The sequence below is a fragment of the Brevibacterium sp. p3-SID960 genome (assembly GCF_025144725.1).
In the GTDB taxonomy this organism is placed as follows: Bacteria; Actinomycetota; Actinomycetes; order Actinomycetales; family Brevibacteriaceae; genus Brevibacterium.
The window spans coordinates 1-21,738 of the sequence record NZ_JALXKS010000050.1 but is presented as its reverse complement, the minus strand read 5'-3'; the positions used below and the strand labels follow the sequence as shown (position 1 = coordinate 21,738).

Annotated in this window: 21 protein-coding genes and 1 pseudogene; 16 read left to right on the top strand and 6 right to left on the bottom strand. The window is 67.5% G+C overall.

The window, feature by feature from the left end:
• Nucleotides 1–141: 141 nt before the first annotated feature.
• From M3B11_RS12425 to M3B11_RS13440, 3 genes and pseudogenes are all read left to right on the top strand, one after another.
• Complete coding sequence (locus tag M3B11_RS12425; RefSeq protein ID WP_259877758.1) at nt 142–393, top strand: transposase; 252 nt, start codon at nt 142–144, stop codon at nt 391–393.
• A 48-nt stretch (nt 394–441) separates the two neighbouring features.
• Nucleotides 442–759: a transposase gene (locus M3B11_RS12420; RefSeq protein ID WP_102163255.1), complete on the top strand. Its 318-nt coding sequence runs from the start codon at nt 442–444 to the stop codon at nt 757–759.
• Between the two features lie 199 nt (nt 760–958).
• Nucleotides 959–1,093: pseudogene (locus M3B11_RS13440) on the top strand (IS3 family transposase); the annotation flags it as partial.
• Nucleotides 1,094–1,148: 55 nt separating this feature from the next.
• Here the strand turns inward: M3B11_RS13440 and M3B11_RS12415 are convergent.
• The 3 genes from M3B11_RS12415 to M3B11_RS12405 are packed head-to-tail and all read right to left on the bottom strand — an operon-like array spanning nt 1,149 to nt 4,954.
• Nucleotides 1,149–2,132 carry a hypothetical protein gene (locus tag M3B11_RS12415; protein WP_259877757.1) on the bottom strand — a complete coding sequence of 328 codons (984 nt, stop codon included), beginning with the start codon at nt 2,130–2,132 and terminating at the stop codon, nt 1,149–1,151.
• A gap of 48 nt (nt 2,133–2,180) precedes the next feature.
• Nucleotides 2,181–3,320, bottom strand: a complete 1,140-nt coding sequence (locus tag M3B11_RS12410) for an ABC transporter (RefSeq protein ID WP_259877755.1) — start codon at nt 3,318–3,320, stop codon at nt 2,181–2,183.
• A 26-nt stretch (nt 3,321–3,346) separates the two neighbouring features.
• Nucleotides 3,347–4,954, bottom strand: a complete 1,608-nt coding sequence (locus M3B11_RS12405) for an LPXTG cell wall anchor domain-containing protein (RefSeq protein WP_259877754.1) — start codon at nt 4,952–4,954, stop codon at nt 3,347–3,349.
• Between the two features lie 232 nt (nt 4,955–5,186).
• Between M3B11_RS12405 and dcd the strand changes: the two genes are divergently transcribed.
• From dcd to M3B11_RS12350, 11 genes are all read left to right on the top strand, one after another.
• Entirely contained in the window at nt 5,187–5,789 is a 603-nt protein-coding gene (gene dcd / locus M3B11_RS12400; protein ID WP_259877753.1) for a dCTP deaminase, read from the top strand.
• Nucleotides 5,790–5,799: 10 nt separating this feature from the next.
• Nucleotides 5,800–6,795 (top strand): hypothetical protein, encoded by a 996-nt coding sequence (locus M3B11_RS12395; RefSeq protein WP_259877752.1) that lies wholly within the window; start codon nt 5,800–5,802, stop codon nt 6,793–6,795.
• Nucleotides 6,796–6,910: 115 nt separating this feature from the next.
• Complete coding sequence (locus M3B11_RS12390; RefSeq protein WP_259877751.1) at nt 6,911–9,934, top strand: Na+/H+ antiporter subunit A; 3,024 nt, start codon at nt 6,911–6,913, stop codon at nt 9,932–9,934.
• The gene (locus M3B11_RS12385) at nt 9,931–10,413 is read left to right on the top strand and encodes a Na(+)/H(+) antiporter subunit C (RefSeq protein ID WP_102162428.1); all 483 of its coding nucleotides are present in this window, start codon (nt 9,931–9,933) and stop codon (nt 10,411–10,413) included. Before M3B11_RS12390 ends, M3B11_RS12385 begins: the two co-directional genes overlap by 4 nt.
• Nucleotides 10,410–11,990 carry a Na+/H+ antiporter subunit D gene (locus tag M3B11_RS12380; protein WP_102162427.1) on the top strand — a complete coding sequence of 527 codons (1,581 nt, stop codon included), beginning with the start codon at nt 10,410–10,412 and terminating at the stop codon, nt 11,988–11,990. Before M3B11_RS12385 ends, M3B11_RS12380 begins: the two co-directional genes overlap by 4 nt.
• Nucleotides 11,987–12,649, top strand: a complete 663-nt coding sequence (locus tag M3B11_RS12375) for a Na+/H+ antiporter subunit E (RefSeq protein WP_102162426.1) — start codon at nt 11,987–11,989, stop codon at nt 12,647–12,649. The genes M3B11_RS12380 and M3B11_RS12375 overlap by 4 nt, the downstream gene beginning before the upstream one ends.
• Nucleotides 12,646–13,143 carry a monovalent cation/H+ antiporter complex subunit F gene (locus M3B11_RS12370; protein ID WP_259877750.1) on the top strand — a complete coding sequence of 166 codons (498 nt, stop codon included), beginning with the start codon at nt 12,646–12,648 and terminating at the stop codon, nt 13,141–13,143. The genes M3B11_RS12375 and M3B11_RS12370 overlap by 4 nt, the downstream gene beginning before the upstream one ends.
• Nucleotides 13,133–13,510: a monovalent cation/H(+) antiporter subunit G gene (gene mnhG, locus M3B11_RS12365; RefSeq protein WP_259877749.1), complete on the top strand. Its 378-nt coding sequence runs from the start codon at nt 13,133–13,135 to the stop codon at nt 13,508–13,510. Before M3B11_RS12370 ends, mnhG begins: the two co-directional genes overlap by 11 nt.
• Nucleotides 13,511–13,552: 42 nt before the next feature.
• Nucleotides 13,553–14,302, top strand: coding sequence for a response regulator transcription factor (locus tag M3B11_RS12360; protein ID WP_259877748.1), 750 nt, complete (start codon nt 13,553–13,555; stop codon nt 14,300–14,302).
• Nucleotides 14,302–15,750, top strand: coding sequence for a sensor histidine kinase KdpD (locus M3B11_RS12355; protein ID WP_259877759.1), 1,449 nt, complete (start codon nt 14,302–14,304; stop codon nt 15,748–15,750). The genes M3B11_RS12360 and M3B11_RS12355 overlap by 1 nt, the downstream gene beginning before the upstream one ends.
• A 28-nt stretch (nt 15,751–15,778) precedes the next feature.
• Complete coding sequence (locus tag M3B11_RS12350; protein ID WP_259877747.1) at nt 15,779–16,507, top strand: hypothetical protein; 729 nt, start codon at nt 15,779–15,781, stop codon at nt 16,505–16,507.
• 26 nt (nt 16,508–16,533) lie between these two features.
• On the opposite strand, the gene M3B11_RS12345 is transcribed toward M3B11_RS12350, so the two are convergent.
• Nucleotides 16,534–17,307: an HpcH/HpaI aldolase/citrate lyase family protein gene (locus tag M3B11_RS12345; RefSeq protein ID WP_259877746.1), complete on the bottom strand. Its 774-nt coding sequence runs from the start codon at nt 17,305–17,307 to the stop codon at nt 16,534–16,536.
• Nucleotides 17,308–17,418: 111 nt separating this feature from the next.
• On the opposite strand from M3B11_RS12345, the gene M3B11_RS12340 reads away from it, so the two are divergent.
• On the top strand, nt 17,419–19,521 hold the full coding sequence (locus tag M3B11_RS12340) for a prolyl oligopeptidase family serine peptidase (RefSeq protein ID WP_259877745.1): 2,103 nt from the start codon (nt 17,419–17,421) through the stop codon (nt 19,519–19,521).
• 61 nt (nt 19,522–19,582) lie between these two features.
• Here the strand turns inward: M3B11_RS12340 and M3B11_RS12335 are convergent, their stop codons facing one another.
• Nucleotides 19,583–20,779, bottom strand: coding sequence for a magnesium and cobalt transport protein CorA (locus tag M3B11_RS12335; protein ID WP_259877744.1), 1,197 nt, complete (start codon nt 20,777–20,779; stop codon nt 19,583–19,585).
• A 43-nt stretch (nt 20,780–20,822) separates the two neighbouring features.
• On the opposite strand from M3B11_RS12335, the gene M3B11_RS12330 reads away from it, so the two are divergent.
• Nucleotides 20,823–21,305: an isochorismatase family protein gene (locus M3B11_RS12330; RefSeq protein WP_259877743.1), complete on the top strand. Its 483-nt coding sequence runs from the start codon at nt 20,823–20,825 to the stop codon at nt 21,303–21,305.
• Here M3B11_RS12330 and ykgO read toward each other — a convergent pair whose 3' ends face one another.
• Entirely contained in the window at nt 21,306–21,428 is a 123-nt protein-coding gene (gene ykgO, locus M3B11_RS12325; protein ID WP_259877741.1) for a type B 50S ribosomal protein L36, read from the bottom strand.
• Nucleotides 21,429–21,738 lie beyond the last annotated feature (310 nt).

Here is a 21,738-nt window from a genome sequence, read left to right as displayed (position 1 = left end):
ACCGCCGGAATCGAGGGTGGTCTACCCATCTCTGACTCTCCTTCAGGACCTACATAACGGCCCTGCCACTAAGTCTGACGCGCGACAGCCCCGGGGATAATAGAGGCAGGGAGATTGGAAGAAGGAGATTCTCTCTTGCCAGTGAAATACACCGACGAACTTAAGGCTCGTGCCGTAGAGCTTGTCATCCATGCTCAGGCCGATCCGGAGACCGCGAACGGAGCCATCACCCGTGTCGCGAACGAACTCGGCCTTAGCAAAGAGACCTTGCGAGTCTGGGTGCGTAAGCACAAGGACTCCGGTAAGGCCACACCGACTGAATCCGTGGATTTGGAAGCGGAGAATCGCCGTTTGCGGGCTGAGCTGGCCGAAGCGAAACGGGCCAACGAGTGAACCGTCCTGGGTTTCGTTCCGTTCTACTGATTGAAGGAGAATTGGATCATGCCAACTGTCTATACCCAGGAGTTCAAGCAGCGGGCGTTGCGTTTGATGGAGGATCATCTTCAGGACACGCAGTGCTCGCAGTGGTCGGCCGCGCAGGCGGTGGGAACGAAACTTGGGATCTCACCGCATACGATGCGCGGGTGGCTGAAGCAGGCCAGACGTGATGCCGGCACTGAGCCGGGCGCGACAACGGATGAGCTTGAAGAGCTGCGCCGGTTGCGGCGTGAGAATCGTGAGCTGCGACGGGCGAACGAGATACTGAAGACTGCTTCAGCGTTTTTTGCAGCCGAGCTCGACCGCCCCTCGCCGAAATGATTGCTTACATCGATATGTACCGTGATCAGTTCGGAGTCGAGCTCATCTGCCGCACACTTGCAGCACGCGAGGGTGGATTCATGACGTCGCGTGGTTATCGGGCCGCGAAGACCAGACCGGCCTGCGAACGTCAGATCCGTGATCGGGGACTGAGCGTGGTGATCAAGGACCTGCATGCCCGCAACTACGGGGACTCTGCGGCGTTCGTAAAATGTGGCATGCGGTGCGCCGTAGCGGCTGGAAGGTCGGCCGTGACCAGGTCGCTGGGCTGATGCGTCAGGGACTGCTGAAGGTTTGGTTGACTTCACGACTGGATAGATTCCAGGAGGGATAGAAGTCATGCCTAAGACCTATACCGATGAGTTCAAGCAATCAGCGCCCGGCGCCCATCACCCGCCGAGCTCGGCGCCGCTGTTGGGTTCGACGCGCACCTCATCGCCGGTGACGATCACCTCGGCGCCGAGGGTGAACGGCACCTCCTCGCGGAAGTCGAACTCGAAACCGGTGACGCTGTCGCGGCAGGTGCCCGACACCTCGGCGACGGCGGGGCTGCGCACAAGCGAGAGCCGTGAGCCGGCGCTTTTCAGGCTCACCTGCGGGTCCTCAAGCATCCGCCAGGACACGTCGCCGACGATCTCGTTCTCCGTCTCATAGCCGAACGTGCAGCCGGTCGGCATGAGCGTGGTCGCCTTGACGCAGCCAGCCAGGTGCTTCTCGATCTGGCGCTCGACCTCGGCGCTCAGCGCCGGGGTGGGGGTCGGCTGCAGGGCCACCCCCATGTCGTCGGAGCTGCTGGTGACCACCACCTGCTTGACCTCGGAGGTGAGGTACTCGGCATTGAAGCCGATGTTGTAGCTCATGGGGAACAGCACCGGCACCGGCCCATCACCGGCCGGCACCTCGACCCCGTTGACATCGGCGGTACCGGAGCCGCTGATCTGCAGCGACAGCTGCGGCCAGGAGTCGACGGCGATCGCCCAGCGCTCGAACAGCCCCCACGTGGCAGGCCCCTGCTGGAGAGTCAGATCGGTGGTGCGGGTGGCCGAGCCGAGGTTGTAGCGCACGCGCACGCGGGCGGTGTCGCCGTCGCGTTCGCTGGCGGTGATCCGCACGTGCTCGGGAACGGCCGGGGCACCGGCGAGCACCGCATCGGTCAGCGCGTTCTGCGGGGTGCGCTCGCTGTGCGATGGGGCTGCGAGCATCCCGAGCGCGGCGGCGGCATCCCCGTCGGCCAGGGCGGCGAAATAGGCGTCGACGGCCCGGGCGGGGGAGTAGACGGTGAGGTTGAGCAGCGGCACGGCGCCTGCGGTGAGCGCGATGATGAGCAGGCCGGCGATGAGCAGCGCGCGGGCGCGCCCGACCATTCGCCTCATCGCCTGTTCCCTCCGCTCTGCGCCGCCGGCCCGGTGGCCTGGGTGCGGCTAGTCCACGTCAACAGGATAGGCGTGCATGCGGGAGGTATCGACCTCGATGTGCACCCGCGCGCCGACCCGCACGTTCGACAGCGTCTCGGCGACGGTGGCACCGAGCCCGGGGTGCAGGACACCCCACTGCGGTGACCCCTCCGTGCCCGAGGCGGTGGGCGCCTCGGCGTCGGAACCCGGACCGGGCTCCCGGTGAGGGGTGTCAGCCGGCAGTGAGCGGAAGTCGAGCACATCAGCGGTCATCGCCAGCCCCACCTCGGTGTCGGAGGGGGAGACGACGATCTGCAGACGCCCGCCGCGATCGCGGATGCCGACGATGAGCGCCTCGAAGACGGTCTCGGCGGTGAAGACGGGATCGAACTCGTCGAAGGACATCGTCGTCGCATCGGTGGGAATGGTGACGAAGACCTTGCCGTCGAGTTCGGTGCGGGCACGCACCTGGGAGTGCCCGATCGAGAGCCAGCCGCGGCGGGCCAGCCCGGAGAAGACGTTGACCCCGGCGAACGATGCCGCCAGGTTGCTGCGCGGGCTGCGCAGCATGGCCGCCAGTTCACCAGAATCGGTGACCTGGCTCTTCTCGACGACGACCGTCGTTCCCCCGGTGGTCGCGGCGTCGAGGAGGTCGTTGCTGGCCAGGATGAGCCCGAGCCCGAACTCTTCGCACACCCCGAGCAGTCTTCCTCGTACACCTGCTCGAAGGTCGCCGGGCAGGCCGGCGAAGGGGTTGTCCAGGATGGGCCACTGCGCGCCGCTGACGAGCGCTGCCGCCAGATGCAGGCGCACGCGGGTGTCGGGGCCGAGATCACCCAGGCGGGTGCGGAGCAGCCGGTCATAGGAGAGCCCGAAGGCGTCCAGGGCATGGTCCGGATCGACCGGTTCGGGGCCACCCCGCTGGGGTGTTCCCGAACCGGCGATCCGGCGGAGGTATGCGGTCACGCTGAGCCTGCGTGCCCCGTCAGGCGCCGGCACCACAGCGGTGCCGGGCAGCGCAGCCGCCCTCTCAAGCACATGGGAGACGTCGTCCCGGTCGCCCATGACGACCAGGCGGTCCCCGCGGTCAAGCGGAGCGGAGACGAGCGGTCGCCCGGACACCTCGACTGTGTGGACAGCGAGGTGCCCGGACTCGCGCATCGTCACAGCAGCCTGCCTTCTGAACTCTCAGCTCAGATGTCGGCAGGTCCGTTGCCGCCGGCGGTGCGGCGGCGGGTGATGACGACAGCGGCTGCGCCGATGACGAGCAGGCCTGCGCCCATTGCCAGTCCGGTCAGCTCAGCACCGGTGCGCGGCAGGTCCGTGCCACCGGAGGTGTCCTTCTTCGTGTCACCGGTCGTCTCATCGCCGACCGACGAGCCGTTGGTGATGACGGTGAAGCTGCCGTGCAGCGCCTGGTCGCCGTCGGCTGCGGCGTCGGACGGGTGGACGGTGACGTTGTACTGGCCGAGCACCGGGGTGGTCACGGCACGCACACGGAAGGCAGCCACACCGTTGTCGTCGGCGGTGACCTCCGTGGTGTACTGCTTGACCTTGCCCTGGGCGTGGTTGACGACCATGGTGATCTTCTGGCCGGGCTTGAAGTTCTCACCGATGATCTTGACGCCGTCCTTGCCGAAGTCGGCGGAGGCGATCTCCAGCGGATCGATCGTGAGCTTCGGAGCAGCCTTCTTGTCATCCGATTCCGTCGGCTGGCCGGTGGGCACCGGCGACTTGCTCGGCGTCGTCGTCTCCGATGGGGTCTCGGACGGCGTGGCGCTCGGTGTGTCGCTCGGCGTCGCCGACTGCGAGGGATCGCTGGTCGCAGACGGGCTGTCTGACGGGCTCGGGGTGCCTGTCGGGGGCGGCTCCTCGGTCGCGGCAGCGGTGACATCGAAGGTGGCCCTTGCGCTCTTCTCAGCACCCTCGGCCTTCACTTCGACGGTGTAGGTGCCGGACTTGACGGCGGTTTCGAGCGGAGAATCGCTGTCGCCGCGGGCCGGTGTGGCTAGCGCGTCGTCGGTGCGTGCGCCCTTGATGGTGAATGCGAGCTTGCCGTCCTTGTCGGTGGTGACGGCGGCCTCGGCAGTCTGCGGTGCCTTGCCGTTCTCAGCCGGCGCCTCGACGGTGACGGTGGTCTTGAGGTCGGCGGTGAATCCCTCGCCGGTGAATTCGATGCCCTTGTCCAGGAACGTCTTCTCATCGACATCGGTGACCCTGGGCTTGATCTTACCGATCTCCGGCTTCGGCGGGGTCTCGGTCGGTGGGGCGCTCGAGGTCTCAGACGGGGTCTCGGTCGGTGTGGCGTTCGGGGTCTCAGACGGGGTCTCGGTCGGTGGGGTCGGGGCGGGCGATTCCGAATCGGAGACGACCGTGAAGGTGACCTCGGTCGATTCGGTCTTCGTGTCGTTGCCGACCAGCTCAAGCTTGTACGCACCGAGCGGCACCTTGGCACCGCCGGTGGTGGTGAAGAAGTACGAGCCGTTGACTTCGCCCTTGTCGTTGACGGTCAGGTCCTGGTCTGGCTCGTATGTCGTGCCGTCGGTTCCGGTGACGACCACGCGGGCGGTCTTGTCACCGTCGAACCCGCTTCCGGAGAACTTGATGCCCTTGTCCTTGTCGGCGATGTCGGACTGGGTGACGGTCTCGGATTCGACAGTGGCTTCGGGCTTCTTCGTCTCACCTTGCGAGGGCGGACTATCGGGCGCAGTGCTGGTGGACGCGACGGCTGGTACGGCAAACATGCCGGAAACCGCTACGGCGACTGCGGGGGCAAGCACAAGACTCTTGGAAGTCTTCACAGTTCGGCCTTTCGGTTGTGGAGGCTACGTCCACGCAGAAGGCGACGAAGTGCGTCCAGGGATGACCCTGGCATTCCCGGCTTCCTTTGGTCACAAAGGGGGAAGGCACCATCGGCGCGGGCGTAATGTCACTACCCACTGTAGAGCATCTGTCCAGCTCTCGGTGAGTTCTGTGTGAACCAGCCCGCTGGAAAGTGACGAAATCGTTGCCTAATCGCGATAGATTGGCAGGGTGACTCTGCTATCTGATCGTGACATCCGCGCCGAGATCGACGCCGGGAACGTGCGTCTGGACCCCTACGACCCGGAGATGATCCAGCCCGCGAGCATCGACGTGTGCCTCGACCGCTACTTCCGGCTCTTCGACAACCACAAGTACTCCGTCATCGATCCCGCCCAGGAGCAGCCGGAGCTCACCCGCTTCGTCGAAGTCGACCCCGAAGGTCCCTTCGTCCTGCACCCCGGGGAATTCGTCCTCGCCTCGACGCTCGAGCTCATCTCCCTGCCGGACACCATCGCCGCCCGGCTCGAAGGCAAGTCCTCGCTCGGCCGGCTCGGCCTGCTGACCCACTCGACGGCCGGCTTCATCGACCCCGGCTTCTCCGGACACGTCACCCTGGAGCTGTCCAACGTCGCGACCCTGCCGATCACCCTGTGGCCGGGCATGAAGATCGGCCAGATGTGCTTCTTCGCCCTGTCCTCACCGGCCGAGCACCCCTACGGTTCGGATGCCGCCCGCAAGAACCGCTACCAGGGCCAGCGCGGACCGACCGCCTCGCGCGCGTTCATGAACTTCCACCGCGCGCCGGTGACCGGAAACGGCCCGGCGGGCTGACGCCGCTGCCATGAGCGCTCCTGCCGCCCCGGACCCGCGCAGTCCTGAAGCCCTGGCCGGTGAGCACCTGCTCATCGTCGACGCCGGCCTGGAGGCCAGCGACGTCATCGCGCTGCTGTCGAACCTCTACCCGCGGCTGCCCGAACCCGAGGCAGTGGCACCGGCGACCAGCACCGCTCCGGAGGTGCTGCGCTGGCGGATGACCCGCCACTCGGCGCTCAAAGGACCGATCTACCTGCCGGCCGAGGCCCGCAGCCGCCTCGGGCTGCCCGACTGGGCCGATGTCGTCTTCGCCCTGTCCTGCCCCCGCGACCGCGAGGACGCCCCACCTCCCGAGTGGTACTCCGACGCCGACGGCCTCGAACGCCACTTCCCCGACGGCCTGCCCGAACGCGAAGAGGGCCGGTCCCTGGCCGCGCTCATCGCACTCGCCCGCCGCCTGCACGTCGCCGTCCGGCTCGCCGACGAGAACGGGCGCACCAACCGGATCATCACCCCGGACCCCGAATCCCACATCGACATCTTCGTCTACTCCCCGTACTGGCTGGCCCCCGATGTGCTGCTGACCCGGCTGCGCGAGATGGAGCCGAGCGCCGACCTGCCCGGCCCGCTGCCCCCGGAGCAGGAGGCCCGCATCAATGAGCTCATTGACTCCGGCATCGTCGACCCCGACGAACCCGTCGTTCTCGACGGCTACGAGATCACCGTCAGCCTCGACGAGCTGGGACCGGCCGCCGGCAGCATCGCCGTGCGTGTGAGCGTCGAGACCGCGCTGCCGCGCATCGTCACCGAACACCTCGGCGAAACGGCGGTGTGCTACCACCTGACCTGGATCGACGCCGATGACCGCCGCTACGACCGGCAGCCCGGCGCGTGGCTGTCGAATCTGCGCCGCACCGCCGCTGTCCGGCTTGAGGAGATGGCCGCCTCCGTCATCTCGGGGACCGCCGGCATCGCGGTGGACGAGAGCGGTTTCCTCGTCACGGAGAACCAGCTGCGCGGCTGACAGGACGGCGGATCTGATGACGATGCTGACAAGCATCGACCCCCTCACCGATTTCCATCGGCACCGGCGGATATGCCAGAATAGATGCGTGGACCGCTGGGGGTGAGGTGACAGCATGGCAGTGATGACGGGAGCTTTCTTCCTGGTTGCCGTCATCGCCCCGCTGTTCATCCGGTTCCTCGGGCGCACCGGCTTCGCCGTTCTCGCACTCGTCCCCGCCGCCGGGCTCGCCCTGTCGCTGTCGGTCGCCCCGCTCATGCTCACCGGCGCCGAGGTGTGGGTTGAGTCCTATCGGTGGCTCCCGGCGCTCGACATGTCGCTGGTGTTCCGGATGGACATGCTCTCGTGGATCTTCTCCCTGCTCGTCACCGGTGTCGGGGCGCTCGTCTTCCTCTACTGCGCGCGCTACTTCGATGCCGATGAGCTCAGGCTCGGCCGCTTCGCCGGGATCCTCATGGCGTTCGCCGGGATGATGTACGGGCTCATCGTCGCCGATGAGATGCTGCTGCTCTTCATCTTCTGGGAGGGCACGACGATCTTCAGCTATCTGCTCATCGGCCAATACCACTCCCGGCAGCAGACGAGGCGTGCGGCCCTGCAGGCCCTCATCGTCACCACTGCGGGCGGACTGTCGATGCTCATCGGCGTCATCCTCCTCGGCAACATCTTCGGCAGCGGCAAGCTCTCCTCGGCCGTCCAGCGCGGCTTCGAGTCCGGCTACCATGACGGCCTCGTCATCGCCGCGATCATCCTCATCCTCGTCGGCGCGGTCTCGAAGTCCGCGCTCGTTCCCTTCCACTTCTGGCTGCCCGGTGCCATGGCCGCCCCCACCCCCGTCAGCGCCTACCTGCACGCCGCTGCGATGGTCAAGGCCGGCATCTACCTCGTCATGCGCCTGGCACCGGGCTTCAGCGGCATGCCCGGCTGGCACCTCATACTGCTGAGCCTCGGCATCGCCACGATGTTCATCGGCGCCTGGCAGGCCCTCAAGCAGCACGACCTCAAGCTGCTGTTGGCCTACGGCACCGTCTCGCAGCTGGGCTTCCTCACCATCGTCTCGGCCTTCGGCAGTCGCGACCTCACCACCGCAGCGCTTGCCCTGCTGCTGGCCCACAGCCTGTTCAAGGCCGCGCTGTTCCTCATCGTCGGCATCATCGACCACCATGCCGGCACTCGCGACCTGCGCAAGCTCTCCGGCTATGCGCGCTGCTCACCGCTGCTGTTCGCCCTCACCCTCATCTCTGCTGCCTCGATGGCCGGGCTGCCTCCGACGCTCGGCTTCGCTGCCAAGGAAGCCGTCTTCTCCACCCTGCTGGCCGACGGCTCCAAGGAAGGCGTCATCGCACTCATCGGCGTGACCGTCGGCTCGATCCTCACCGTCGCCTACTCCGCCCGGTTCGTCTGGGGCGCCTTCTCCGTCAAGCCCGGCGTCGAACCGGTCGACGCCGGGTCCGACAGCCCGCTGCTCATCAGCTCCCCAGCGCTGCTGACCGCGCTGACCCTGATCGGCGGCTTCGCCGCCTCGTCCGTTGACCGGCTCATCCGCCCCTGGGCCAGCCAGCTGCCGGTGACCGGCAGCGAACAGCCCTACCATCTGGCGCTGTGGCACGGACTGGAGCCGGCACTGCTGTTCAGCCTTCTCATCATCGGCCTGGGTCTTGTGCTGTTCGCCTTCCGCACCCAGGTCAGGTCCTTCCAGGCGGCGATGCCCGACGGATTCGAATTCCACCGCGGCTACCGCTGGACCGTCAGCTGGCTTGAGTCCTTCGCCGCCGGCGTCACCGCCCGCACTCAGCGCGGTTCGATGCCGTTCTACCAGGGCGTGATCTACCTGTTCGCGATCGTCACGATCGCCATCGCCCTCATCCTCAACGACACCTGGCCTGCCGAGATCCGCTTCACCGCCTCCTGGCTCCAGCTGCTCATCGCCAGCGCCCTGATCATCGGCGCGATCGCCGCAGCGACCGCGGACAAGCGCTTCGCCGCCGTCGTCGTCGTCGGCGTCACCGGCTACGGCATGACCGTGTTCTTCGCCCACCAGGGCGCACCCGACCTGGCACTGACCCAGGCACTCGTGGAGACCATCACGATCGTCGTCTTCGTCCTCGTGCTGCGCCGCCTGCCGGCCCGCATCGGCCGCTCAGCCGGCCGCCTCTCACCCTCGCTGCGGGCGCTCATCGGCGCCGCCTTCGGCATCACCATGATGGTGGTGGCCTTCGTCGCCTTCAGCGCCCGGGCCGACGCGTCGATCGGCGACATGTTCCCGCGCCTGGCCTACGAGATCGGCCACGGAACCAACGTCGTCAACGTCACCCTCGTCGACATCCGCGCCTGGGACACCCTCGGCGAACTCTCCGTCGTCGTCGCCGCGGCCACCGGCGTCGCCAGCTTCATCTTCGTCCGCAGCCGTGAAGGCACTCTGCAGCGCATCGACGCCAACCGGCCCAGCGTCTTCTCCCGCCTCTACCGTCCCGTCGAGGACGATCTCGCTCCGGCGTGGGCGCAGGCGGATGAGAAGGAGAGCTCCGAAGAGCGCCGCAGCGCCTGGCTGCTGGCCGGACGGACCCTGTCGCCGGCCAACCGATCGATCATGCTCGAAGTCATCGTCCGGCTCATCTTCCACGCCGTTGTCGTGTTCTCCGTCTACCTGCTCTTCGCCGGACACAACCTGCCCGGCGGCGGCTTCGCCGCAGGCCTCGTCGCCGGTCTGGCGCTGGCGCTGCGCTATCTTGCCGGTGGCCGCTACGAACTGGCAGAGGCCGCTCCGGTCGACGCCGGAAAACTGCTGGGCCTCGGCCTCGTCTTCGCCGCCGGCACAGCGGTGGGCGGGCTCATCTGGGGCAGCACCGTCTTCGACGCGGCATGGCTCGACGTCAAGATTCCCGTCATCGGGGAGATCCACCTCGGAACCTCGCTGCTGTTCGACATCGGCGTCTACCTCATCGTCATCGGCCTCATGCTCGACATCCTCCGCAGCCTCGGCGCCGAGGTCGACCGCCACCACGAAGTCGATGAGCGGCGGCTGGCCGAATCGCTGTCCACCGAACAGGCCCGACCGGACACCCAGCAGCTGCACACGCTGCTGGGCCGTATGGACGATGTCGACGTCGACGGCGGAGCATCGGGAGGACGACTGTGAGCCCCTCGATCGTCATGCTGCTGGCCATGGGCGTCATGTACGCCTGCGGCATCTACCTCATGCTCGACCGGTCCCTGACCCGCGTGCTGCTCGGCTTCATGCTCATGGGCAATGCGACCAACGTACTCATCATGCTCACCGCCGGCCCACCCGGCCGCCCGCCGCTGACCGACGGGAAGGACCTCTCGGCTGCCGGGATGTCCGACCCGCTGCCGCATGCGCTCATCCTCACCGCCATCGTCATCACCTTTGCGATGAGCGCGTTCCTGCTCGCGATGATCTACCGCTCCTGGCGACTGGTGCGCAATGAGAACCTCGAAGACGACATCGAGGACATCCGCATCGCCTTGGCCCAGGGCCGTGACAGCGCCGAGGAAGCCGGCACCAGCGGCGAATACGACGACACCGAATTCGGTGACGAAGCTCAGTCGCCGATCCCCGGTGCCCTCGACCTCGATGAGGAGGATGAGCGCTCATGAGTCTGGCCATGCTCATCCCGCTGCCTGTCCTGCTGCCGCTCATCGGCGCCGGCATCACCCTCATGCTCGCCGGCCGCGCACGCGCTCAGGCGGCCATCACCATCATCACGCTGCTGGCCGTGCTCGCCATCGACGTCGTCCTGCTCATCGGCGTCGACGCCCGCGCCACCCAGGCACTGGCCGTCGGCGGCTGGGAGCTGCCCTTCGGCATCGCGCTCGTCGTCGACCGGGTCTCAGCGCTCATGCTCGTGATCTCAGCGATCGTGACCTTCGGCGTCCTCCTCTATGCCGTCGGCGAAGAGATGGCCGACACCTCAAACGAGACGCCGGTCAGCGTCTTCTATCCCGCCTACCTCATCCTGTGCGCCGGTGTGGCAGCAGCGTTCGTCACCGGCGACCTGTTCAACCTCTACGTCGGCTTCGAGATGCTGCTGGCGGCCTCGTATGTGCTGCTGACCCTCGGCTCGACCGGTGAGCGGATCCGGGCGGGCGTGACGTACATCGTCATCTCGCTGGTGTCCTCGATCATCTTCCTCTCGGCCATCGGCCTCATCTTCGCCGCCACCGGCACCGTCAACATGGCCCAGCTGTCCGAGCGGATCGGCCGGCTGCCGGAAGACGTCCAGCTGATTCTGCACATCATCCTGCTGCTGGGCTTCGGCATCAAGGCCGCGGTCTTCCCGCTGGCGTTCTGGCTGCCGGACTCCTATCCGACGGCCCCCGCCCCGGTCACCGCCGTGTTCGCCGGGCTGCTGACGAAGGTCGGCATCTATGCGATCATCCGCACCGAAACCGTCATCTTCGCAGAATCCGACCTGCGCGTACCGCTGCTCGTCATCGGCGGTCTGACGATGATCGTCGGCATCCTCGGTGCGATCGCCCAGTCGGAGATCAAGCGGATGCTGTCCTTCACGCTCATCTCCCACATCGGTTACATGATCTTCGGCGTCGCCATGGGCACCGTCGAAGGCCTGACCGCTGCGATCTTCTACACCCTGCACCACATTCTGGTGCAGACCGCACTGTTCCTGGCCATCGGGCTCATCGAGCAGCGCGCCGGCTCCACCTCGATCCGCAAACTCGGCGGACTCGGTGTTCTCGCCCCCTGGATCAGCCTGCTGTTCTTCATTCCCGCACTCAACCTCGCCGGCATCCCGCCGTTCTCCGGGTTCATCGGCAAAGTCGCGCTCTTCACCGCCGGCTTCGACACGCGTGACTGGCTCATCTTCGTGCTCATCGGCGCCGGCACCCTCACCAGCCTGCTGACCCTCTACGTCATCGGCAAGACCTGGAACCTCGGCTTCTGGCGCGACCCCGACGACGTCGAAGAGCCCACCGAGGAACTCGTCACCGAATTCAAGGAACGTCGCGCGGCCCTGGCCGACGGCCGCCGCTGGACCTCCTCCATCACCTCGGATCCGACTATGGTCTTTGCCACCACCCTCATCGTCGCCGTCAGCGTCTCGCTCACGCTCATCGCCGGCCCCCTGTGGGACGTCTCGTCCCGGGCAGCGGAGAACCTGCGCGGGCCCAACACCTACATCACCTCTGTGCTCGATCTGCGAGGTGACCGATGAGCCCCCAGCGGATCCTCCCTGCAGAGCGCAAACCCACCTTGGGCCAGCGGCTTCGCTGGTTCTTCCGCCTGCCCAGCCGGGAGCACTGGCTGCTGCTCGCCGGTCTCATCGCCCTATGGGTGATGCTGTGGGACGACGTCAGCGTGCTGACGGTCGGCACCGGGCTCATCATCGCCTGGACAGTCAGCCGCATCTTCTATCTGCCGCCGGTGGAGTTCTCCGGTCGCATGAACGTCTGGTACCTCATCATGTTCATTGCTTGGTTCACCTGGTCGATGTTCAAAGCCTCGCTCGAAGTGGCGTGGCTGTCGGTGCGCCCGGCGAAGGTGCGCGCCGGCAGCCTTGTCGCCATCGACCTGCACACCCGCTCCGACCTGCTCATCACGCTCGTCGCGCTCGTCGCCGGGCTCATCCCCGGATCCTTCGCCACGGAGATCAACCGAGCCCGGTCGACGATCTACCTGCATGTGCTCAACTGCGCAAGCGATGAGGACGTCGAAGAGGCCAGAGCCCTGGCCTACCGCATCGAATACCATCTCGTGCGCGCCATCGGCTCCGCTCACGACATTGCGATCCTCAACGACTGGCGGCAGGAGAACGGACAGCGGCCGGTGCTCGAACACCTGTCGATCACCCAGCGGAGGAGGAAGCGCCCATGACGATCGCCGGCGCCATCACCGGTCTGCTCTTCGCAGCCGCTTTTTACATCACCGTCACCCGCATGATCAAGGGGCCCTCGATCCTCGACCGGATGATCTCCACCGACGTGCTGCTGGCGACCATGCTGTGCGGATTCGGCGGCTTCATCGTCGTCACCGGCCGCACAGACCTGCTGCCGGTCATGCTCGCGCTCGCCTCCCTCGGCTTCGCCGGCTCGGTCGCGGTGTCCCGCTACGTCAGCCGCTCGGAGTCCCGCACCCCGGTCATCGGGGAGTCCCGCGGCACCGCCAAGGCCCATGAGCATGCGCTGTCGGAATCGAATGTTCCCGGCCGGCACCAGGTCGGTCCGCTGTTCGCCTCCGACGCCGAGGCGGTGGTCGAGCATTCTGCCGCCGAAGCCCATGCAGACGGCGACGTCGGCGAGGACGTTGTGGAGCTGCATGATCCGGCTGTCCATGCCGACGAGTCGAACGGAGACGAGAATGATCGCTGACATCCTCTCCGGAGCCCTCCTCATCGGCAGCGCAGCGCTGTCGCTGGCCGCATCCATCGGGCTGCTGCGCTTCCCCGATCTCATGAGCCGTCTGCACGCAGGATCCAAGCCGCAGATCCTCGGCCTCATCCTGATGATGCTCGCCATCAGCATCCAGCAGTTCCACTGGGGCGTCATCACCACCCTGCTGCTCATCGTCACCCTGCAGATGGTCACCACTCCGGTCGGCACGCATATGGTCGGCCGCGCCGGCTACCGCACCAAGTACCTGCGCCGCTCGATGCTCTATCGCGATGAGCTCTCCGATGCCGTGGCGCTGGCTGAGGAGCGCGCTGCAATCGAACACGAACGTCGGCAAGACGGCTAAAGTTCGGGATAACAGCAAATCTGAGCCAAGCGAAGGAACCTCATGATTGCGCAGCCCGCTGCCGACAACCGTCCTGTTGTCGTTCTCGCCGATGACGAACCCGACGTCCTCGGTGCCGTCGCCCCGTTCCTGGAACGCTCCGGCCTGCAGGTCATCACCGCACCTGACGGCAGACTCGCTCTCGACGAGATCCGCCGGCACAAACCTGACGTCTGCGTCCTCGACGTGCTCATGCCCGGCGCCGACGGCCGCGAAGTGCTGCGCACCCTGCGCCGCGAGGAGAACTGGGTGCCGGTGCTGCTGCTCACCCAGGTCGGCGAAGCCGTCGAACGCGCCATGGCACTCGAAGAGGGCGCCGATGACTACCTGAATAAGCCCTTCGACCCGCACGAACTCGTCGCCCGGATCCGCGCCGTGCTGCGCCGCACCCGCCACGACGGCCCGCCCCTGGCCACCGCCCCGGTGCTCGTGTCGACCTTCGGGCTGCGGCTGGATCGCACCTCGCGGCGCGTGTGGCTCGGCAACCGCGAACTCGTCATCACCCCCAAGGGCGTGACGCTGCTCGAATACCTCATGGTCCACCGCGACGAACTCATCGAACGCCAGCGCCTGCTCGAGGTGCTGTGGGGCTTCGACGACGCCGTCGGCACCCGCGCCGTCGACTCGCGGGTCGCCGAGCTGCGCCGCGTGCTCGGCGAGGACGCCTCGAATCCCCGCTGGATCGGCACCGTGCAGGGCCGCGGCTACCGGTTCGTCGCCGAGGTCACCGGCGCTGGGAACGCGAGACCGTGATGAACCAGTTCCTCATCTTCGAGATCCGCATCTGGCTGCTGCTCATCCTGGTGCTGCTCGTCCTCGGTCTGCTCGTCGGCGCGTTCTTCTATCTGCGCCAGCTGCTGCGCAAACGCGAGACCGCTCTGCGGGCTGAGGAGCGCGCACGAGCCGAACACGAGGCGCTGGCCAACCGCAACCGGATGCTCATCCGCCTCGACCACGAGCTGAAGAACCCGCTGACCGCCCTGCGCACCTCAGCGGCGACGATCCGCGAACTCGTCACCGAGCCGGTCGCCTCCTCCGGGGAGATCGAGCCGGTCGCCCGGCAGATCGACACCTCCTCCCGCCGGGTCGCCCGGCTGCTGGCCGATCTGCGCAAACTCGCCGATATCGAATCCCGCGAGATCCACTACCAGCGGGTCAACATGGACCAGCTCATCCACCAGGCCGTCGAAGACGCCCGCACGGCACCCGGTGCCGAGGAGCGGATGATCATCGCCACCGTCGCCCGCGCGCCGTGGCGGCTGCCCGATGTGGCAGGTGAAGAGGATCTGCTGATGTCCGCGATCATGAACCTGCTCGGCAACGCCATCAAGTACTCCACCGACACCGATGTCATCGAGCTGCGCGCCAACGAGCAGGTCATCAACCAGCACCGCTGGATCGTCATCGAAGTCGCCGACACCGGCATGGGGATTCCGGCCGCCGAACAGCACACCGTGTGGGATGAGCTCAGCCGCGGCCAGCAGGTCCGCGCCGTCGCCGGGTCCGGCATGGGGCTCTCGCTCGTGCGCTCGATCATCAGCCGGCACGGCGGCTCGGTCTCCCTGCTGAGCCAGGAGGGCCAGGGCACCTCGGTGCGACTCGTGCTGCCGGTGCTCGGCGAAGCCCAGCAGCCCGTGGCCCCGCAGGACTACGACGGTGCGGCGGCCGTGGCCGGCTCGCGGGCCGTCGAACCGGTCAACGCAAACCGGTCAGCCCGGGCCGATCAGTCCTTCCGCCCGCCGCGGGCCCCATCCGAGGCCGAACTCGGCCGGATGCTCGGCACCCCGCGGCGCGGGTCGAAGCGCCGTCTGCAGAAGGTCGACGGACAGTGGCACGACACCGCTACCGGGGAGACGCTGGGCAGCCAGCAGCAGCCTATGCCCAGCAGCCAGCCGGGCCCCTACGGGCCCCCGGCACAGGGGATGCCCCTGCAGCAGCCGGTCGGGCCGCGCTCGCCGTTCGCCCCGCCGCGCCCACCGCAGCAGCCAGTCGGTTCGCGCCCACCGCAGCAGCCAGTCGGTTCGCAGCCGCCCCAGCAGCCAGTCGGTTCGCAGCCGCCCCAGCCCCAGCCAGCGCAGGCCCAGGCCCAGCCTCAGCCGCCGCATGGTTCGGGACCCCAGCTGCAGCAGCCCCGGCCGCCGCAGCCGCAGACCGACCCGCAGCAGCACGGTTCCGGCCCACCGCACCCACCAGTCCACTGATCCCGCTCACCCCGACTCTGGAGACGCTGTGAGAACTCACCCCACACCTCGGGCCCGGCACAGCCGCGCCCTGCGTGCACTCGCTGCGGCCGGCGCGATCCTGACGCTGACCGGCTGCGGTCTGGTGGGAATCCGCACCTCCGATGAACCCGGCGGACCGCTCGGCGTCGCCATCGCCCCCACCCAGGGACCCGAACCCGAGCCCACGGAGACCGGCCCGCAGATCCCCGAGGGCTGGGAGCTGCATCGGGCGGACTTCGCCGGCGAATGCAACTCGCGGCTCGAGGTGGCGCTGCCGCCGAGCGTAAAGGCGACGCCGGGCACTGAACGCGGCGCCTTCATCTACTTCACCTTCGGCAGCCCGCACGACAAGATGGTCATGAACATCTCGTGCAACGAGAGCTTCCGGCAGTCACCGGTCGAGGAGCTGCAGTTCGAGAAGGAGTACGAGTTCTCCTACGGCGACAGCACCAAGCTCGCCGACCGCGACGTCAGGGTCGACAACGGCGCCGGCTGGGCGTACAAAGCCGAGGTCAACGAGAAGTCGAGCCTCATGATCGGCCTGGTCGGCGGCAGTGCTGCAAAGGGCTACGCGTTCGCTGTCTATGCGGCGCAGCAGGCTGAGGGCCGGATGGAGACCATCAGCGTCACCACTGTGGCCCTGGAGGATTCTCCCGAGGCGGTCGAAGCGGCTGAAGAGATCACCCAGAACGTCTATGTCGACAAACAGCTGCTCATCATCCCCGACTGGCAGTAACCGCTGCCGGGTTACCGGCCTGAGCGTCAGACCCGGTCGCGGATCGCGGTGAGCCCCGCTGCCAGCGCGGCTTGGTAGGTGAAGACGTCGCCGCTCAGTGAGATGACCGAATAGCCGCGCTCGAGTGCCGCAGCGCTGAGCTGCTCGGAGGTGGAGAAGATCCCGGCCGCCGTGCCGGTCGCCTGCGCCGCCTGGGCCACCGTGTCGAGGGCGGAGAGGAACGCAGAGGACGTGAAGTCCCCAGGTGCGCCGAGGTTCGTCGACAGGTCCAGCGGGCCGACGAAAAGCACATCGACACCGTCGACCGCGCCGATTTCGGCGGCAGCAGCGACCGCAGCCGGGGTCTCGATCTGCGGCAGGAACATCACCGACTCATTGGCTGCGGCCTGTTTGTCCGCCGGTGCGCCGGGGGAGTAGAGGTCATGGGCGATGCCGAAGGCGCTGCCTCGCCGGCCAGCCGGCGGGAACCGCATCCACTGGGCGATCTCGGCGGCCTGCGCAGCGGAGTCGACGTAAGGCATCATGATCCCCTCCGCCCCGGCGTCGAGGGCGGTGGAGACGAGATGCTGGCTGTGCCCGGCGACCCGGACAAAGGAGGCGATGTCCTCCCGGCGGGAGACCGTCAGGGCCGGGCGGATCGCATCGAGCGACCAGCCGGTGTGCTCAAGATCGTAGAGCACCCAGTCGGCACCGGCCCGGGCGCAGAGCGCACCGATGCCGGGCGTGGCGAATTCGAGGATGAAGGTGCCCAGCGCCGGCTTCCCGGCAGCGAGGCGCTCACGCACATGTGCAGTCGTCATGAGGTCAGCGTATCCGGCGCGGGCAGAGGAGAATATGCACGTGCCACGATGTGAATTCTGAGCATTCCCCCCGCCGCTGCGCACTTAGCCGGCGCTGGTAGCGTTTCGCCTATGACGATTTCCGACACTCCCGCATCCCCGGGCATCAGCATCGACGCCCTGCTCGACGCCCACCGTCTCAATGGACTGGCCGCCAACCCCACCGGTGGTGCCGTCGCCCTCGTGCAGACGCTCCAGCAGGCACCCGCCGCCGAGGTGGCCGAGCCCGGCGAGCCCGCCGACGGCGACGCCGCGGCTGGCGACCCGAACGCCGGTGACTACCTCACCGCCCTCTACACTGTCGACGAGGTGCCGGCGAGGCTGACCTCGCCGCTCGCCTCGGTCGGGGCTGCCAGCGTCGACGACGCGGGAAATGTGTGGTTCATCGCCAAGCGCGCCAACACCGCCGACGATGCCGCCGAGGACGCCAGCCTGTGGAAGCTTCCCGCCCGCGGCGAGGCGATCCAGATGGCAACCCGACCCGGCGGCTTCTCCTCGGTCACCGTGCGTGGCACGACGGTGCTCGCCACCGGCCCGATCGCTCATGGTGCCTACGATGAGAAGACACACGCCGAGCTGCGTGACAAGCGCACAGCCCACAAGGTCACCGGCATCCTGCATGATTCCTTCCCGCTGCGCAGCTGGGACTCCGATCTCGGACCGGACCGCGATGGTCTGCTCATCGCCGACTGCAGCGCCACCGACGGCAGCGTCACCGACGGCAGCGCCACCGACCGCCGCGCCACCGGTGATGCCGGGACGCTGAGCTTCCGGCACGGGCCGGTTCCGGCAGGTCGGGTCACCGGTGTCGAACTCTCCGCAGACGGTGCTGTCGCCGTCCTGGACGTCAGGCGGCTGGAGGAGAAGACGACCGAGGTCACCGACATCTGGCGCGTCGACATCGCCTCCGGAGACGTCCGCGTCCTGCTGCACGCGGCGCATCCGATCGACTACACGACAGAAGCGCTCAGCCCTTCCGGCCGGTTCGCCGCAGTGAGCGAACAGACCGCCTGGACAGCAGAATCGAACCTGCAGCAGCGGTCAGTGCTTGTCGACCTCGCAACCGGAACCGCCCAGCCGCTGTGGCCCGCCGCTGACCAGTGGTACTCCATCACCTGGCTCGACGACGACACACTGCTGGCGACCTCGGACTACCGCGGTCGCGGAGCCGTGTGGATCGGCGGACCCGACGACGCCCAGCCGCGTCTGCTGGCAGGCGGCGCCGGGCAGCCGTACCACTACAGCAGTCTTGTCACCGCGCCTGAGGGGGTGCTCGCGATCCGCTCCTCGGTCGCCGAAGCACCGCACCTCGTCGCCATCGACACCGTAAGCGGCGACGTCGAGATCCGCACCAACCCAGCCGATGATCTGGCACCTGACGGCCGGCTCGAGGAGGTCGTCACGACAGCCGCCGACGGCACCGAGATCCGCGCCTGGCTTGCCCTGCCGTCGACCGCTTCGGCAGCGGAGCCGGCAGCTGCACCCCACCCGCTGGCCGTGTTCGTGCACGGCGGGCCGTGGGGATCATGGAACGCGTGGACCTACCGCTGGAACCCGTGGCCCTTCGTCGAAGCCGGCTACGCGGTGCTCATGCCGGACCCGGCGATCTCGACCGGCTACGGGCAGGCGTTCATCGACCGCGGCCAGCAGGAGCTCGGCGGGACCCCCTTCGACGACGTCATGGCGCTTGCCGATGCGGCGATCGCCCGCGCGGACATCGACGAAACCCGCCAGGCGCTCGCCGGCGGCTCCTACGGCGGCTACATGGCCAACTGGGTCGCCGGGCACACCGGAGACCGGTTCCGCTGCATCGTCACCCACGCCTCCCTGTGGGACGTCACCACGATGGGAGCGACGACCGACAACGGCTCATGGGCACTGGCGATGGCCGAGCAGGCGCAGACGTATTCGCCGCACCTGTCGGTCGGCGACATCGAGGTGCCGGTGCTCGTCATCCACGGGGACAAGGACTACCGGGTGCCGATCGGGCAGGGTCAGCAGCTGTGGTTCGACCTGCTGACCTTCTCCAAGACGCCACTCGATGCGCACGGGCAGACCCAGCACAGATTCCTTTACTACCCGAATGAGAATCACTGGATCCTCGGCCGCGGCAACGCCCGCCAGTGGTACCAGGAGTTCATCGCCTTCCTCCACCGGCACGTGATCGGCGCATGAGCGCGGACCCACAGACGGCCTTGGCGACCAGCCCCGCGCCCGAACCCGCCGCCAGGGTCTCTCAGAGCCACCCGGCCCGCTTGAACAGCCAGAACAGGAACCCGGAGCCGGCGACCATGAGCCCGAGCGCGAACGGATAGCCGAAGATCCAGTGCAGTTCGGGCATCGTGTCGAAGTTCATGCCGTAGGTGCCGGCGACCAGTGACGGGAAGAAGAGGATGCCGGCCCAGCCGGAGATCTTCTTCATCTGCTCGTTCTGCTGGATCGACAGCTCGTTCATCCGCCGCATGTCCTCGTTCTGCGCCTCGGAGATGAGCGTGGCGTTGAAGGTGAACAGCTCGCGCAGGACGCTGCGCAGCCGTTCGACGCGCTCGTTGACGCTGTGGATGTGGTCGGCGACGTCGCGCAGGCCGCGCTGCAGTTCGGCCGGCACGGTGTGCACGACAAGCGAGTTGAATAGCGTGTCGATGACCCCTTCGAGCGGCTTGACCGCCCGGTCGAGCTCGATGAGCTCGCGGGAGAGGTGGTAGATGTCCTGCGACTGCGCCGGGGTGCCGGTGAAGATCCGCTCTTCGAGGTCATCGGTCTGGTCTTCGAGGATCGCCACGACCGGCAGGTAGTTGTCGACGATGCGGTCCATGACGCGGTAGAGCGCCGAGAACTGCGGGAACCCGGAGAACCGAGTGTCGGATTCGAAGACCTCGCGGACGTTCTGCGTATCGAGCAGGGTGCCATGCCGGATGACGATGATGAACCGGGCGCCGAGGAAGATGTGGATCTCACCGACCTTGATGTCGACCGACTGGGCCTCAGCGGACTCACCTGAGGCACCGGAGGCACCGGACGCACTGCCTGCCCCTCCGGCGGCGGCACCGGCCCGGGCGTCGGCCAGCCCGGCAGGGGTGTGCGGCCGGTTGCGACGGATGACCGCCGGGCGCAGCACGACGAACTCGGTCGAGCCGTAGCGTTCGTACTTGGGTCGCTGATGGGCTTCGATCGCGTCCTCGATCGCCAGCGGGTGCAGGGAGAACGCTTCGGCGAGCTCGGTGAGGTCCTCGTGAGTCGGGCGGTACATGTCGATCCACAGGAACGGCCGCTCCTCATCGGATTCCTCGGCTGCAACGAGTGCGCGGGCGGCCTCGCGGATCGAGGTCATCGAGGCGACCTCGACGTGATCGGAGTAGAGGACGAAGTTGTCGTCGCGTCGGTGTCCCAGATGCTCGGAGGCGAACCGGTAGGTGTAGCGCAGATCGGCCATCGTCCCTCCTTGGTGTGCGTGAGCGGTGACTATGCTTGAAGCCATGGACGCACTCATTCTCATGAACACCGCCGGCGGCGGCGACGCCCTGTCTGAGATCTCTGCACAGCTTACCGAAGTTCTCAACCGGGCACGTGTGGCTGACGGCGTGGTCGCCTATCTGCAGGCTCCCGCGCCCGAGGCGGGAGCTGGGCAGGGTGCGGGAGCAGACTCCCCGGCCGGTGGGCTCGGGCAGGCCGAGGACGACCTGGCCTTGAGCTCAGAGGTCGCCGATGCCTTCGACGGCGTCGACGACCTGGCAGCCGGGCTGCATGACCTGGCGATCGATCGGCTCATCATCGGCGGCGTCGACGTCAACCGGTCGGTCTATCACACCGCGATGGCCGGGCTGGCGTGCAACTTCGACGTCGTGGTGCTCGCAGACGGTGTCGTCGCAGCCGATGGCCGGCCGGTCGACTGGGCGGAGACGGCAGCCGGCGACGGCGCGGTGCTCTCAGATGCCGCGCAGACGTGGCTGCGGATGTGATCAGCCCTGCCGTGTCTTCAGGCGCGGGTTCTTCTTGTTGATGACATAGGTCTTGCCCTTGCGGCGCACGACCTGGGAGCCGGGCTGGCTCTTCAGGGAGCGAAGCGAATTGCGGACCTTCATGCTGGTGCCTTTCTGTAGCTGAGGTGCAGAGCTGGCGGTGCAGTGCTGGTGGTGCAGTGCTGGTGGTGCAGAGCTGGCGGTGCAGTGCGCATCTGTCCAGTGCCGGGCAGGTGCTCGGGCAGCGCCGGCTGGGAGCGCACCGCCCCGGCCAGCAGGCCCGCCCAGCCGCCCAGTCCTGGGCGTGCTCGCGCGGGGCGGTGAGTGCGAGGCGCGAACACCGGTCGCCGTGGAGGGGGTGCCAGTGGCACAGCGCTCATGTGTCCGTGCCGGGCCGGTGGGGTCAGCAGCGGCGGCGGGGCCGCAGGATGAG

Bases quoted from the DNA above. Each gene is read 5' to 3' on its own strand.
- M3B11_RS12390 (WP_259877751.1), top strand. From the start codon at position 6,911: ATGGCAGTGATGACGGGAGCTTTCTTCCTGGTTGCCGTCATCGCCCCG.
- M3B11_RS12375 (WP_102162426.1), top strand. From the start codon at position 11,987: ATGAGCCCCCAGCGGATCCTCCCTGCAGAGCGCAAACCCACCTTGGGC.
- ykgO (WP_259877741.1), bottom strand. From the start codon at position 21,428: ATGAAGGTCCGCAATTCGCTTCGCTCCCTGAAGAGCCAGCCCGGCTCC.
- M3B11_RS12330 (WP_259877743.1), top strand. From the start codon at position 20,823: ATGGACGCACTCATTCTCATGAACACCGCCGGCGGCGGCGACGCCCTG.
- M3B11_RS12420 (WP_102163255.1), top strand. From the start codon at position 442: ATGCCAACTGTCTATACCCAGGAGTTCAAGCAGCGGGCGTTGCGTTTG.
- M3B11_RS12395 (WP_259877752.1), top strand. From the start codon at position 5,800: ATGAGCGCTCCTGCCGCCCCGGACCCGCGCAGTCCTGAAGCCCTGGCC.
- M3B11_RS12335 (WP_259877744.1), bottom strand. From the start codon at position 20,779: ATGGCCGATCTGCGCTACACCTACCGGTTCGCCTCCGAGCATCTGGGA.
- M3B11_RS12355 (WP_259877759.1), top strand. From the start codon at position 14,302: ATGAACCAGTTCCTCATCTTCGAGATCCGCATCTGGCTGCTGCTCATC.
- M3B11_RS12340 (WP_259877745.1), top strand. From the start codon at position 17,419: ATGACGATTTCCGACACTCCCGCATCCCCGGGCATCAGCATCGACGCC.
- M3B11_RS12415 (WP_259877757.1), bottom strand. From the start codon at position 2,132: ATGAGGCGAATGGTCGGGCGCGCCCGCGCGCTGCTCATCGCCGGCCTG.
- mnhG (WP_259877749.1), top strand. From the start codon at position 13,133: ATGATCGCTGACATCCTCTCCGGAGCCCTCCTCATCGGCAGCGCAGCG.
- M3B11_RS12370 (WP_259877750.1), top strand. From the start codon at position 12,646: ATGACGATCGCCGGCGCCATCACCGGTCTGCTCTTCGCAGCCGCTTTT.
- M3B11_RS12380 (WP_102162427.1), top strand. From the start codon at position 10,410: ATGAGTCTGGCCATGCTCATCCCGCTGCCTGTCCTGCTGCCGCTCATC.
- M3B11_RS12345 (WP_259877746.1), bottom strand. From the start codon at position 17,307: ATGACGACTGCACATGTGCGTGAGCGCCTCGCTGCCGGGAAGCCGGCG.
- M3B11_RS12360 (WP_259877748.1), top strand. From the start codon at position 13,553: ATGATTGCGCAGCCCGCTGCCGACAACCGTCCTGTTGTCGTTCTCGCC.